Below are 14,144 nucleotides of genomic sequence, written 5' to 3' on the forward strand. Positions count from 1 at the left end.
TCCTTGAAAGGCGCGCGCCGGTCAGTTCCAGCGCGCGGCCAGCTGCTCGGCCAGCTGCGCCGGCGTTCCGAGTTCGATGCCCGCGGCGGCCAGCAGCTTCACCGCCGTCGCGTCGTAGCATCCCTCCAGCGCCTGGCCGGCCACATGCCCGCCGCGGCTGGCCAGGCCCAGCATCAGTTCGACCCGCCCGGTTTCGGCGCCGCTGAGCACGATCACCGCGCTTTCCGCCGGCGGCAGCACCTCGAGCGGATCGCCACCGCCGTCGACGAAGGCCAGGCCGCCGTCGCGCGCCTCGATGCCGACGCCGTCGGGCAGCACGTACACCGTCGCCGCGGCGACCGCGTCGCCAGGCATCGCCATGGCCACCGGCAGCTGCGACACGCGCCCCAGCTGCTTGACCAGGTTGTCGTAGCGGCCGCCATCCAGGCGCAACTGCACCAGCAGCGGGCGGCTGAACTCCTGCGGCAGCGCAGTCAGCAGCCGGCGCACCGCGTCCGGCCCGCCGATGCCGGCCACGACCAGCACCGCGCCCGGCACCGTCGCCGCCGGGGTTTCCGGTTCCAGCGGCGCCAGCTCGAGCCCGGAGAAATCGATCGGCGGCGACACGGCCTCGGCGCGTGGCCTGCTCTCAGCCACCACCGGATCGTCGGCCAGCGTCCACGCATGCGCCGGCGGCAGCGGCGGCGGCCTGGGCGCGTCCTCCACCGGCAGCTCGTAGGCGAACGAAGGCTCGGCCACCGCCGGCGTTTCGCCGGGCCGGTCCTGCGGCAGGCCGCCGGCACGCGCGGTCGCCTCGGCCAGGTAGGCCTCGAACGGATCGTCCGCGTGCAGCTGCGCCGGCGTCACCGGATGGCCCGGCTGCAGGTCGATCACGAAATCCTGCTCCGGGCCCGGCGGCAGCACGTCGTCGTGCCCGTGCAGCTTGGCCGCCAGGTGGCGGATCCAGCGCTGCGCTTCCCAGCCGTCGCGACACGCGGCCAGGTCGGCTTCGTCGAAGATCACCAGCAGGCCCGGGGCTTCCAGCGCCGGCTCGAGGGCGACCAGCGCGTCTTCCACCGCCGGCTCCAGCGCCACCAGCGCCGCCTGCGGCGCGGCCGCGGCGAAGGTGGCCGCGTCGAGCACGGTCGGGTCTTCTTCCAGCACCACCCGCGCGCCGGCCGCGTCCAGCGCCTCGCGCAGGCGGTCGCGGGCCTGGCCCGCGCGCGCCAGCAGGGCAACCGCCTTGCGCTCGTCAGCCACGTGCACGGGCGATCCCCAGCAGGTCATACACGTTACGCATCAGGTCCAGCTCCTGGTACGGCTTGCCCAGGTACCGCTGCACGCCGATCTCGAAGGCGCGCTGGCGGTGCTTCTCGCCGGTACGCGACGTGATCATCACGATCGGCACGTCGCGGAAGCGGGTATCGGCGCGCATGGCGGTGGCCAGCTCGTAGCCGTCCATGCGCGGCATCTCGATGTCCAGCAGCATCAGGTCGGGCACGCGCTCCTCGAGCCGTTCCAGCGCCTCGATGCCGTCGCGCGCGGTGACCACCTCGAAGTTGTGGCGTTCCAGCACGCGTCCGGTGACCTTGCGCATGGTCAGCGAGTCGTCGACCACCATCACCAGCGGCACGTGGCGCTGCTGCTGCGTGTCGACCTGGGCGGCCGGACGCTCCGGCTGCGCCAGGTGGCGACGCACCAGCGGGGCGACGTCGAGGATGACGACCACGCGGCCGTCGCCGGTGATCGTCGCACCGTAGATGCCCGGCACCGAGGAGATCTGCAGGCCGACCGGCTTGACCACGATTTCGCGGTTGCCGATCACCTGGTCGATCGCCACGGCCGCGCGCAGGTCGCCGGCGCGGACCAGCAGCAGCGGGACCTGCGGCTGGCCTTCGGCCTTGGCCGGACCCTGGCCGACGAGCAGGCCGAGGTCATGCAGCGCGTACTCCTCGCCGGCATAGCGGTAGCCGCCGGTGCCGGCCTCGAAGCGCTCGCGCGAGATGCGGCCGATACCGGAGACCGAGGCCACCGGTACCGCGTAGGTGGTGTCGCCGATCTGCACGAACACCGCCTGGGTGACCGCCAGCGTCTGCGGCAGGCGCAGGGTGAACGTGACGCCCTGGCCGGTGGTCGAACGGATGTCGACCGAACCACCCAGCTGGCGCACTTCGTTGCGGACCACGTCCATACCCACGCCGCGGCCGGCCAGCTGGCTGGCCTTCTCGACGGTGGTGAAGCCGGACTCGAAGATCACCGAGTCCAGCTCGGCGTCGGTCAGCTCGGCGCCCGGCCGGATCAGGCCGCGCTGTTCGGCACGGCGACGGATCGCGGCGCGGTCCAGGCCGCGGCCGTCATCCGACACCTGCAGCACGATTTCCGAACCCTCGTGGCGCAGGGCGATGGTGATCGTGCCTTCCTCGTCCTTGCCCGCGGCGCGGCGGTCGGCCGGGGTTTCCAGGCCATGCGCGACCGAGTTGCGCAGCATGTGCTCCAGCGGCGCGACCATGCGGTCGAGCACGTTGCGGTCGAGTTCGCCGTGGGTGCCGTCCAGGCGCAGCTGCACCTGCTTGCCGGTGTCGTGCGCGGACTGGCGGACCACGCGGCGCAGGCGCGGCACGATACTGTCGAACGGCACCATGCGCGCGCTCATCAGGCCGTCCTGCAGCTCCGAGCTGACGCGCGACTGCTGCTGCAGCAGCACGTCGTACTGGCGGGCCAGGTCGTCGAGCACGCCCTGCAGGCCGGTCAAGTCGGCCGCCGATTCGTTCAGCGCGCGGCTGAGCTGCTGCAGCGTGGAGAAGCGGTCCAGCTCCAGCGGGTCGAAGGTCGGGTCGGCGCTGTCCTGTTCGCGCTGGTAGCGGGCGACGATCTGCGCCTCGGTTTCCAGGTCCAGGCGGCGCAGCTGGTCGCGCAGACGGGCGTTGGTGCGGTCCAGCTCGGCCATCGCCGCGCGGAACGCGCCCAGCTGCTGCTCCAGGCGCGAGCGGTAGATCGCCACTTCGCCGGCGTGGTTGACCAGGTTGTCGAGCAGGTCGGCGCGCACGCGCACCTGTTCCTGCGGCGCGCGGGCCAGGCCTTCCTCGGTCGCGGCGTGCTGGCGGTCGTCCTCCAGCGGCGCCGACAGCGGCTTCTGCGCGGCCGGCTGACGCACCGGGAACGGCACGACCGGCGATGGCTTCGCCTCCGCAGCCTCGGCCCCGGCCACCGGGGTGGCGGACTGGGGCGCGGCCGGGGCCGGCGCGGGGGCCGCTGCCGGCACCGAAGCCGGCAGCGGTTCGCCGCGCAGGCGCGCTTCGAACTGGTCGATCAGCGCCTGCGGCATCTTCGTCGCGCGGTGCGCACGGGTCTGCTGCAGCAGGCGGTGCAGCATGTCGAAGCCGCGCTCCAGCAGCTGGATGTCGCCGCGGCCCAGCTCGGTGCGGTGCTCGGCGGCCGCTTCCAGCAGCGATTCGATGATGTGGCCGAGGTCGCCGATGGTGGTGATGCCGGCCATGCGCGCGCCACCCTTCAGCGTGTGCAGGTCGCGCTGCAGGCTGATGATCGTCTCGCGGGCGCCGGTGTCGGCGCGCAGCTCCTGGATCAGGCCATCGATGTGGTCGAGCAGGTCCACGCCCTCCTCGACGAAGATGTCGACGAGGTCGCGGTCCAGCTCGTTGAAGTCGAGCATCGGCGCGTCGGCGTCGACCCCGTCCTCCATCGCGAGCGGCGCCTCCACCGGTACCGGTTCGCCCAGGGCCGGCAGTTCGACGGCGGGCGCAGGCGCTTCGGCCGGCGTTGCGGCCTCGACGCTTTCCGGAACCGGGGCGGATGCCTCGGCCGCGGGCGCCTCGGCCAGCACCTCGTCGGCAACGACGGGTTCGGCGGCCTCGCCCGGGCCTGCGGCTTCGGGCTGCGCTTCGACGGCTTCGACGGCCTCCGCGGGTTCGACGGCCTCCACGGCCTCGACCGCTTCGATGGCGTCGGCGGCTCCGGTGCCTTCGACAGCCTCGGCGGCTTCGACCGCGCCGGTCGCCACCACCTCGGCGGCTTCGAGCTCGACGAAGCCGGTTTCCAGGCCGGCAACCTCGACCGCTTCGGCGGCCGCAGCGGCTTCGACGGCTTCGGGCTCGACGGCGGCGGCCTCGGCTTCGTCCTCGAAGCCGGCGGCAAGCTCCTCCGCCATGTCCTGCGTCGCGTCGACGGCCACCAGGCCTGCGTCGGCAACGGCTTCGGCCTGGACCTCTTCCGGCTCCGCCAGCGTTTCCGCGGCGACGTACTCCGGCGCCGGGGTTTCGTCCGCCACGGCGGCGACCGGCCCGGCTTCCCAGGTGATGGATTCGAACTCGATGGAGCCGGCCTCGGCCGCCTCCACGCCGGTCGCTTCGGCCGCGGCGTCCTGCGCGACCTCGACGGTGTCGACGCCGGCGGCTTCGACCGCCCCGGTTTCATCGCTGGACGCCAAGGCGGTCTCGATGCCGGCCAGGTCGATATCCGCCAGCGCCGGCTCGAATGCCTCGACCGGCGTTGCGGTGTCGGCATCTTCCGCCACGGAGGCCAGGTCGAAAGCCATCGCGCTGGCCTCTTCGACCGGCATGGTGGTATCGGCATCGGCAGTCGCCAGCGGCGCGCCCGGCAGCACGGCGGCAACCTCGTCCAGCTGGGCCGGATCGAAGTAGGTGCTCAGGTCGTCGACCGCGGTGAGGTCGTCGGCCACCGCCACCGGCTCTTCCATCGGCGCCTCGACGTCGGCCACCTGCGGCCAGCGCGCCTCGGGCAGCGAGTCGGCCAGGGTGCGCAGGCGCGCCGACAGCACGGCGAAGCTGGGGATGCGCGGCGACTCGGCCTGCAGCGCGGCGACGCAGGTGCGGATCGCGGCGGCCATCGAGGCCAGCGCGTCGACCGCGTCGGCCGACGGCACGGCTGTGGCGGCCAGCGAACGCTTGACGAAGGTTTCGGCCGGGTCGGTGACCGTGGTGATCTCCGGCACGTCGGTCATCGCGAACGCGCCGTTCATGGTGTGGATCGCGCGCAGCAGCGCGTCGGTGGCCGCGACCGGGGCCGGGCGAGCTTCCGCCAGCCACGCGTCGACGGTTTCCAGGTGCTGGGCGACCTCGGCCTCGAGGATCTCGCGCAGGACGCTGTCGACCGACGCCGGCGTGCCCTCGTGCACCTGTTCGCTGGCCACAGCGGCCGGCGCGGCTTCGGCGGCCGCCTCGGCGGCCACCGGCGCGGCCGCGGCCGGCGCCGAGTAGAAGGCTTCCTCGCCGGCGGCGATGCGCTCGGCCACCGCCTCGATGGCGTGGATGTCGGCCTGGACGCTGGCCACGCCGCGCAGCGCGGCGTCGAACTGCGGCAGCGTGCCGCAGGCCAGCTGCACCATCGCCTGCACCGCCGGGCTCGGCGGACGGGTGCCGTCGAGCACGCGGTTGAGCATGCCCTCGATCTTCCAGCTGAACTCGCCCAGGGCGCGCGCGCCGACCAGGCGGCCGCTGCCCTTGAGGGTGTGGAACACGCGGCGGATCGGACGCAGGCGTTCCAGGTCGTCGGTCGCCTGCAGCCACTCCGGGACCATCCGCGCCAGGTTGCCGCGCTCTTCCTCGAACTCCTCGAGGAACACCTCGCGGATGTCGGCGTCGATGTCCTCGGCTTCGTCGAAGCCGCCGAGCGTCGCGCCCGTGGGCGCGACCGGCGCGGCCGGGATTCCGGCGGCCGCAGCCGGCGCGACTTCCGCGACCGCCGGTTCCGCGGTGGCCGGGCCCGCCGGCAGCGGCGCGTCCAGGTGGGCCGCGGCCGTGGTGATCTCGGCGATCAGCGTGGTCGAATCGCCATCCACTTCGAGGCGGCTGTTGCTGGCCTCGAACACCTGGCCCAGGTGCACTTCCGGCTCGACCTTCATGCTCACGTTGAGCCAGGAGGGCTTCTCCTCCGCGGCCGGCGCCTGCGGCGCCGCATCGGCGGAGGCCGGCGCGTCGCCGGCCTCGGCGGCAACAGGATCGAAACTGGTCCATTGCGCCGCGACCGCGCCGGCATCCGGCGCCTGCACGGCAGCCGGCTCCACCGCCGGCAGGTCCACCTGCAGCGGCGGCAGCTCCAGCGCTTCCGGCTGCGGAGCGAGGCTGGCCGCCTCGGCGGCGACCGGATCCCACGGAGACGCAGCGGCCGGCGCGACCGGCTCGGGTGCCGTTGCGGCGGGCACCGCGACCACGGCGGCCGGTTCGACCACCGGCGCGACCGGCCCGGGCTCGTCCGGCAGCGGCCAGTAATGCAGGCTTTCCAGGCTGCTGCGCGCGATCTCGAGGATCTCGTCGCGGTTCGGGCGACGGTCGCGCAGCGCTTCGAGGTAGTACTCGAGGCTGGCCATGGCATCGGCCAGGGTGTCGAGCTGGCGGCCGCTGGGCACACGGTGGCGCAGCAGCAGCTCGGTGCCGATGTAGCGGCGCACGCCTTCCAGGTAGTCGGCCGGCTGCGGCAGGTCGAGGATGCGCAGCGCACCGGAGACTTCGGACAGCAGGCGCGGCACGTCGGCCAGGCGCTCGTGCTCCCAGTTGGTCTCGATGAAGGCGACGAAGTGTTCGCGGGCGGCGGCGAAGTTGGCGATCGCCTCCTGCGCCAGCACCTCGAGGGTGCGCAACGTCTCGGCGGCGGCCGAGGCATCCTCGCGCGAGTCCTCGCCCGGCGCGCCCAGGCGCGAGACCTGGTCGTCCAGCGAAGCGTCGACGTAGAGCAGTGCGCCGGCGATGTCCAGCAGCGCGCTTTCGCTCGCCGGCTGTTCGCCGCGGACGATGGCATCGAGCGTGTCGCGCTGCTGCAGCACGACGTCGCGGGCCACGCCCAGGCCGAGCATGCCGAGGGTGTCGGCAACGTTGGCCAGGTCGCCGACCTGCGGCTGCAGCGCGCCCGGATCGCCGCCGGTGCGCAAGTGCAGGTCGAGCGCGTCCTTCACCCGCAGCAGCTCTTCCTTGACCACGGTGCCGACGGTGTTCAGCAGCTCGCGGTTGCGGCCGGAGAGGCTGCCGCGGGCGTGATCGAGTTCGGCTTCGGTCGGGGCCAGCGCGTCCAGGTCGAAGGCCTGGCGCAGCGCGTCCAGCGCCGGGTGCGTGGCGCGCGCCTGCGCGACCACGTACAGCAGCTGGCGGGTCGGTTCCTGGCTGGCCGCGCCCTGCGACGCGGTCAGCGCGGATTCGTCCTCGTAGGCCTGGCGCAGCGCGCGGGCGACGCCGGCGAAGGCCGAGCGCAGCGCGTCGGACGACGGCAGCGCGCCGTCGCGCAGCGCGTCGGCGGTCGAGGACACCACCCACAGCATGCGCCGGGTGGTGTCGTGGCGGGCGTTCTCCAGCAGCTCGCCGGCGGCCTGGGCCAGCGCCGCCGGATCGGCGGGACCGCCCTGCTCCGGCCAGGCCGCGAGCGCCTGCTCGAAGCGGGCCTGCGCGGCGGCGACCTTGTCCTGGCGCTGGATCCACGGCAGCTGCGAAGCCTGCGGCACCTGCTCCGGCAGCGGCCGGGTCAGGTCGGGCGCGAACAGCACGCTCTCGTTGAGGCCGGCGGCCCCGCGCGCGGCGCGGATGTCGTTGAGCAGCGGCAGCAGCACGATCGGGATGTCGCGGTGGCCGTTCTGCAGGCGCTCCAGGTAGTCGGGCAGCAGCACGGTGCCGCGCATCAGCGTGGCGCAGGCCTCGTCGCGGTCGTTGGCCGCGCCCTGCTGCACCGCCTGGGCCAGCAGCTCCAGTTCCTCGGCCACCATCGCCGGGGCGTACAGCTCGACCATGCGCAGCGTGCCCTGCACCTGGTGCAGGTAACCGGCACAGAAACGCATCCGGCTGGTATCGGCCGGATCCTCGACGAACGCCTCGATCTCGTTGCGCGCCTGGCGCAGCGTCTCGTCGAGCTCGGGCTTCACCCAGCCCAGCACGGCATGGCTCATCGCATCGCGAAGGGCGCTCATCGGCGTTCCTCCGGGCGGCATCCCTGCGTGCGCATGTTACGACCCGTCATTGGCTCTTTCCCCCGTCGCGCGCCAATCAGGCCGGCAGCTTGAAGTCGGCCACCGAGCGACGCAGGTCCGCCGCCAGCTGAGCCAGGTGTCCGATCGAATCCGCCGTCTGACCCGCGCCCCGCGAGGTCTGGCCGGAGATCTGCCGCACCACTTCCATCGTCTTGGTGATGTCGGCGGCGGCGCCTGCCTGCTGCTGCGCCGCGACGGAGATGTTCTTGATGAGTTCGTTGAGGTCGTTCGACACGCGCTCGATCTCGGTCAGCGCGGTACCGGCGTCCTCGGCCAGGCGGGCACCGGACACCACCTCGGCGGTGGTCTGCTCCATCGAGCTGACCGCCTCGTTGGTGTCGGCCTGGATCGCCTGGACCAGGCCTTCGATTCGCTTGGTCGCGTTGGAGGTGCGTTCCGCCAGTCGCTGCACTTCGTCCGCCACCACCGCGAAGCCGCGGCCCGTCTCGCCCGCCGCCGCGGCCTGCACGGCCGCGTTGAGCGCCAGGATGTTGGTCTGTTCGGAAATGTCGTTGATCAGTTCCACGATCGAGCCGATCTCCTGGGACGATTCGCCCAGGCGCTTGATGCGCTTGGAGGTCTCCTGGATCTGGTCGCGGATCTGGTCCATGCCCTGGATGGTCTCGCGCACCACGCCGGCACCCTCGGCCGCGATGACCACCGAGCGCTGCGCCACTTCCGCCGATTCGGTGGAGTTGCGCGACACCTGTTCGATGCTCGCCGCGATTTCGTTGATCCGCTCGGAGGCGGCGTTGATCTGCTCGGCCTGGTGGTTGGACGCCTCGGCCAGCTGCAGCGCGGTGGCCTGGGTCTCCTGCGACGAGGCCGCGACCTGCACCGAGGTCTCGGTGATCGTGGTCACCAGGTGGCGCAGCTCGTCCACGGCGTAGTTGATGGCGTCCGCGATCGCGCCGGTCATGTCCTCGGTCACCGACGCCTTCACCGTCAGGTCGCCTTCACCCAGCGAGCTGATTTCGTCCAGCAGCCGCATGATCGCCTGCTGGTTGCGGCTGTTGAATTCCACCTGCGCCTGGTAGCGCTGTTCCTGTTCGCGCTGGCGGCTGCGCACGGTGGCGACGATGTAGAGGGTCAGCGACAGCAGGGCGATGAAGCCGGAGCCGGCGCCGATCCAGAAGTTCGGGAAGATGCGGGTGTCGCGCACCGAACCGAACGCCGCGAACGCGTCGAACAGCTTCTTGCTCGAATCCAGCATCCCGCCCGAACCGGCCACCAGGCTGGAGGCCGCGGCCTGCGCGGCGAACAGGTTGCGTGAGCTCGCCAGGATCGCGTCCAGGTCGGTGCGCATCTCGGCCCACAGCTTCTGCGACTGCTCCAGCGCGGCCAGCGCGGCGGCGTTGCGGACCGGGGCCACGCCCAGTTCCTCGTTGCCCTTGGTCAGGCCTTCGAGCACCTGGCCGAATACCACCGCGTCGCGCGCCAGCGCGTCGCCCGCGGAGGAGGCGCCGGGACCACCGGCGCGGATTTCGGTCACGCGGCGGGCCATGGTGCCCGCGACCACGACCTGCTGCAGCGCGCTGAACACCTGCGAGGCGGGCGCGCCGCCGGCGGTCATCGCGCGGACCACTTCGTTCAGCTGCGCCTGCAGCTGCGGGACGCGGCCGGTGAAGCGGTCGGCGTTGCCGGCCAGCGCCAGCACCGCCGGTTCGGAGGCGACGATCTGGTCGGCGTTCTCGCCCAGCGGGCGCCACACCTTGACCAGGTCGGCCAGCTGCCCGGACACGCCCGGCTCGGCGCCGAAGCGCGACTGCAACTCCTGCACCGTGGTCTCGACGCGGGTCTTGGTCTGGCGGAAATCCTTGAACGCCTCGGCGTTGCCGCCCACCGCGTCGCGACCCTGGTTGGCCAGCTGCTGCGACAGCACCTGCAGGTCGGCGGCGCCGGTGCTGGCGCCGGCCAGGCGGTTGCCCTGCCAGAGGCTCACGCCGGTGTTCAGGCCGAGGACGATGACCGAGAGGATGAGCAGCACCAGCCAGAAGCCGGTGCTGCCACCCGTGCGGCTGGCCTTGGAGGAGTCCGGAGTGGTGCTCATGCTTGCTCGACCTCGATGCGGTAAAGCCGGCCGCTGCGCTTACGCGGCGGCGTGGCGGAATTCGGGGGTGCGTGCCAGGCGTGACAGCGAGAACACGCCCCAGTCGGCGTCGTCGCTGTGGAAGGCACGTTCGATGAAGTGCGCGTAGCGGCCCTGCGCCAGCGGCGCCGGGTCGATCGCCTGCTCCTCGCCGAAGCTGCGCTGGCCGTAGAGCTCGTCGATGGTCAGCGCCACGTCGCCACCCTGCTGGCGCATGACCAGCACGCGCTGGCCCTCGTGCAGCACGGTGCGCTCGCCCTCCAGGAACAGCTTCAGGTCGACCACCGGGAACAGGTTGCCGCGCAGGTTGCCGATGCCCAGCAGCCACGGCTGCGCGCCGGGGACGGGGGTCACCGGCGGCATCGACAGGATTTCGACCACCTCGCCGAACTGCGAGACCAGGCGGTGGTCGCCGATGCGGTAGCCCACGCCGCGCCACGTCTCCGGCCCGAGCTCGCGCGAGGGCAGCTGCACCGCATGGGCCAGGCTGCGCGATTCGTAGTCGGCGAGGATGTCGAACGGGGTACGCATGTCAGGCGGCTACCAGCTGTTTGATGCGCTCGAGGAGGTCTTCCTCGCGCGGCGGCTTGACCACGTAGTCGACCGCGCCCTGGCGCATGCCCCAGGCCCGGTCGGTTTCCATGCTCTTGGTGCTGACGATCAGCACCGGGATCTTGCTGGTCGCGTCGTCCCGGGTCAGCGCGCGCGTGGCCTGGAACCCGTTCATGCCAGGCAGGACCACGTCCATCAGGATCAGGTCCGGCAGCTGCTTGCGCGCCAGTTCCAGCCCGTCCTCGGCGTTGGTGGCGAGGAGCACCTGGTGCCCACCGCGCTGCAGCCACTGGGTGAAGACCGCCCTGTCGGTCGGCGAGTCCTCGATCAGCAGAATTCGAGCCATGTTGTGCCTGCCCCCCGGTCAGGCGTTGACGTACGTTCGGATCGCGCCCAGCAGCTCTTCACGTGTGAATGGCTTGGTGAGGTACTGCTCGGAGCCGACGATCCGGCCGCGCGCCTTGTCGAAAAGGCCGTCCTTGGAGGACAGCATGATCACTGGCGTCGACTTGAACTTCTGGTTGCCCTTGATCAGCGCGCAGGTCTGATACCCGTCGAGCCGCGGCATCATGATGTCGACGAAGATGATCTGCGGCTGCTGGTCGGCGATCTTTGCCAGGGCCTCGAAACCGTCGCTGGCGGTGACCACCTCGCAGCCTTCGCGCTTGAGCAGCGTCTCAGCCGTCCGCCGGATGGTCTTGGAGTCATCGATCACCATGACCCGCAAGCCGCCCAATGCCCCGCCAGGGGCCGTGTTGTCAGTCATTACCTACTTCCCCATGCGCGCGGCGCTTCTGGTGGCGCCACTGCGAAGGTGTCTATATCCCAGTCCGGCAAAGGGCTGTCAAGCCCGGCTTCTCCGCACTGGGATCGCCGCCCCCGGCGCGGGAGGGGCCTCCCGCGATTCTGTGGCGCAGTTCACATTTCCGCCCCGCCGGGCCCCGGGGCCGGATCGGCTAACATGCCCGGCCCACCCCAGCGTTTCCCGCCGACCGCATGGCAGCCCCCCTGGACGTGATCGTGGTGATGGACCCGATCGGGTCGATCAAGATCGCCAAGGACACCACCTTCGCCATGCTGCTGGAGGCCCAGCGGCGCGGCCACCGCCTGCACTACGTGCGCCCCGGCGGGCTGTCGCTGCGCGACGGCCGGGCCCTGGCCTGGGCCGCCCCGCTGAAGGTCCGCGACGACAAGGCCGGCTGGTACGAGCTGGGCGGGTTCGGCGAGCTGCCGTTCGGCCCCGGGCAGGTGGTGCTGATGCGCAAGGACCCGCCGTTCGACGGCGAGTACCTGTACGACACCCACATCCTGGACATCGCCAGGGCCGCCGGCGCCGAGGTGGTGAACGACCCGCAGGGCCTGCGCGACTTCAACGAGAAGCTGGCGGCGATGCTGTTCCCGCAGTGCTGCCCGCCGACCCGGATCAGCCGCGACGCGGCCGAGCTGAAGGCCTTCGCCAACGAGCACGGCAAGGTGGTGCTCAAGCCGCTGGACGGCATGGGCGGGCGCTCGATCTTCCTCAGCCACGCCGGCGACCCCAACCTCAACGTGATCCTGGAGACGCTGACCGAGGGCGGCCGCAAGCTGGCCCTGGCCCAGCGCTACATCCCCGAGATCACCGCTGGCGACAAGCGCATCCTGCTGATCGACGGCGAACCGGTGGACTACTGCCTGGCGCGGATCCCGCAGGGGGACGAGTTCCGCGGCAACCTCGCCGCCGGTGGCCGGGGCGAAGGCCGCCCGCTGGGCGAGCGCGACCGCTGGATCGCCGCCCAGGTCGGCCCGGAAATGCGCCGCCGCGGCATGCGCTTCGTCGGCCTGGACGTCATCGGGGATTACCTGACCGAGGTCAACGTCACCAGCCCCACCTGCGTGCGCGAGCTGGACGCGCAGTTCGGGCTGAACATCGCCGGCCTGCTGTTCGACGCGATCGAGGCCGGCCCACCGGGCGCCCGCCAGGCATGAACGCGGCGGCCGTCGCCCCGCGCCCGCCGATCGGGCCGCAGCAGCGGCTCAACGCCACCGTCGTCCTCTCGGTGCTGGTGCACGGGATCCTGATCCTGGGCCTGGGCTTCGTGCTCAAGGGCGAAGCGCCGCTGGTGCCGACCCTGGACGTGATCTTCAGCCGCACGGAAACCCCGCTGACGCCCGAGCAGGCCGACTTCCTCGCCCAGGCCAACAACCGCGGCGGCGGCGAGCACGACCAGGCGCAGCGCCCGCGCGACCTGCAGGCCGGCGCCGTGCCGCGCGCCGAACCCGGCGACGCGGCGCTGCCCGAACGCGCCCGCCCGCCGGTGCAGGCGCCGCCGGAACAGGCCCGCGTCGTCGCAAGCCGCCGTGGCGAGCACCCGGTCCCCACCGCCCAGCCCGACGCCCCCGAGCTCCCCGCCGAGCTGCCGCCGGTGAGCCCGGCCAAGTCCGCGCGCGACGCCGAGATGGCGCGCCTGGCCGCCGAGGTCTACCTGCGCTCGGAGCTGTACGCCAAGCGCCCGACCCGCAAGTTCGTCTCCGCCAGCACCCGCGAATACGCCTACGCCAACTACCTGCGCGCCTGGGTGGACCGCGCCGAGCTGGTCGGCAACCTCAACTACCCGGACGAGGCGCGGCGCAAGCGCCTCGGCGGCCAGGTCGTGGTCAGCGTCGGCGTGCGCCGCGACGGCACCGTCGAAAGCACCCGCGTCCTGCGCTCCAGCGGCACCCCGCTGCTGGACGACGCCGTGCTGCACATGGTCCGCCTGGCCGAACCCTTCCCGCCCCTGCCGGACGCGAAGGACGGCGTGGACATCCTGCACGTGACCCGCACCTGGGTGTTCGTGCCGGGCGGAGCGCTGCGGACGGAGTGAGCGGCGGCGATGGCAGCCCCACCGGCCGGGTCGGGCTTGCCGGCTCCCACGCCGGAACCGCCCGGCACGCATAGCCCGGACAAGCCAAGCGCATCCGGGACGAACGGATACGCAGCGCACCCGGATGCGGCCTGCGGCCTGTCCGGGCGGCGGGATTGGCCGCGCCAGCCGTCCTCGGGGCGACGTCCCCGGTGGCTCGCCCCGGAGTTCCCATCGGCGGCGGCGCGATGGGCGCCAGCGCGGCGAAGACCCGTAGAGTCGGGCTTGCCCGACTCCCACGCCGGATGTCCCTCCACGTGAAAGAGCAGCGGGGCAAGCCCCGCTCTACAAGAAGCGCCGCGCGCCAACCCCACTCCCACCGGGAGAGGGGTGCAAAGAGCGAAGCCACCGCCTCAAAGCACCGAAAGACGCGGTAGCGCGGCGGTATGGCGCAAGCGGCACATGGATGTGCCGCGGTCGCGCGTTGGAGCAGGACGCGGAACCGCGCGATGCGGCATACCCCCGCGCTGCCGCGGCTCCCTCCGGAGCAGACACACCCCACACCGTTGCTGTTGCTGTTGCTGTTGCGGTTACTGTTACCGATGCGGCCGTCGCTGCTCCAGCAGCTTGCGTAGCCCGGATAAGCGAGCCCATCCGGGCTCAAGGCGTAGCAGGCGCGACGCGGATGCGGCCTTCGGCCCTGTCCGGGCCAGGAGGC

At 72.2% G+C, this 14,144-nt stretch carries 8 protein-coding genes; 2 read left to right on the plus strand and 6 right to left on the minus strand.

The window, feature by feature from the left end; translation table 11 throughout:
- Positions 1-21: 21 nt before the first annotated feature.
- The 6 genes from PSEJ35_RS0102315 to pilG all read right to left on the minus strand — a co-directional run bounded on the left by PSEJ35_RS0102315 (position 22) and on the right by pilG (position 11,370).
- On the minus strand, positions 22-1,266 hold the full coding sequence (locus PSEJ35_RS0102315; RefSeq protein WP_051412436.1) for a chemotaxis protein CheB: 1,245 nt from the start codon (positions 1,264-1,266) through the stop codon (positions 22-24).
- Positions 1,232-7,903, minus strand: coding sequence for an Hpt domain-containing protein (locus PSEJ35_RS0102320; RefSeq protein ID WP_028916377.1), 6,672 nt, complete (start codon positions 7,901-7,903; stop codon positions 1,232-1,234). Before PSEJ35_RS0102320 ends, PSEJ35_RS0102315 begins: the two co-directional genes overlap by 35 nt.
- A 76-nt stretch (positions 7,904-7,979) precedes the next feature.
- Positions 7,980-10,013, minus strand: coding sequence for a methyl-accepting chemotaxis protein (locus PSEJ35_RS0102325; protein ID WP_028916378.1), 2,034 nt, complete (start codon positions 10,011-10,013; stop codon positions 7,980-7,982).
- Between the two features lie 39 nt (positions 10,014-10,052).
- Positions 10,053-10,583, minus strand: a complete 531-nt coding sequence (locus PSEJ35_RS0102330) for a chemotaxis protein CheW (RefSeq protein ID WP_024869057.1) — start codon at positions 10,581-10,583, stop codon at positions 10,053-10,055.
- A 1-nt stretch (position 10,584) separates the two neighbouring features.
- Positions 10,585-10,950 (minus strand): response regulator, encoded by a 366-nt coding sequence (locus tag PSEJ35_RS0102335; protein ID WP_028916379.1) that lies wholly within the window; start codon positions 10,948-10,950, stop codon positions 10,585-10,587.
- A gap of 18 nt (positions 10,951-10,968) precedes the next feature.
- Positions 10,969-11,370: a twitching motility response regulator PilG gene (gene pilG / locus PSEJ35_RS0102340; RefSeq protein WP_028916380.1), complete on the minus strand. Its 402-nt coding sequence runs from the start codon at positions 11,368-11,370 to the stop codon at positions 10,969-10,971.
- A gap of 230 nt (positions 11,371-11,600) precedes the next feature.
- Between pilG and gshB the strand changes: the two genes are divergently transcribed.
- Together gshB and PSEJ35_RS0102350 are read left to right on the plus strand one after the other, a co-directional pair.
- Complete coding sequence (gshB, locus tag PSEJ35_RS0102345) at positions 11,601-12,569, plus strand: glutathione synthase (protein ID WP_028916381.1); 969 nt, start codon at positions 11,601-11,603, stop codon at positions 12,567-12,569.
- The gene (locus tag PSEJ35_RS0102350) at positions 12,566-13,447 is read left to right on the plus strand and encodes a TonB family protein (protein ID WP_028916382.1); all 882 of its coding nucleotides are present in this window, start codon (positions 12,566-12,568) and stop codon (positions 13,445-13,447) included. Before gshB ends, PSEJ35_RS0102350 begins: the two co-directional genes overlap by 4 nt.
- Positions 13,448-14,144 lie beyond the last annotated feature (697 nt).

Origin of the sequence: Pseudoxanthomonas sp. J35 (assembly GCF_000513995.1) — a bacterium.
Taxonomy (GTDB): Bacteria; Pseudomonadota; Gammaproteobacteria; order Xanthomonadales; family Xanthomonadaceae; genus Pseudoxanthomonas.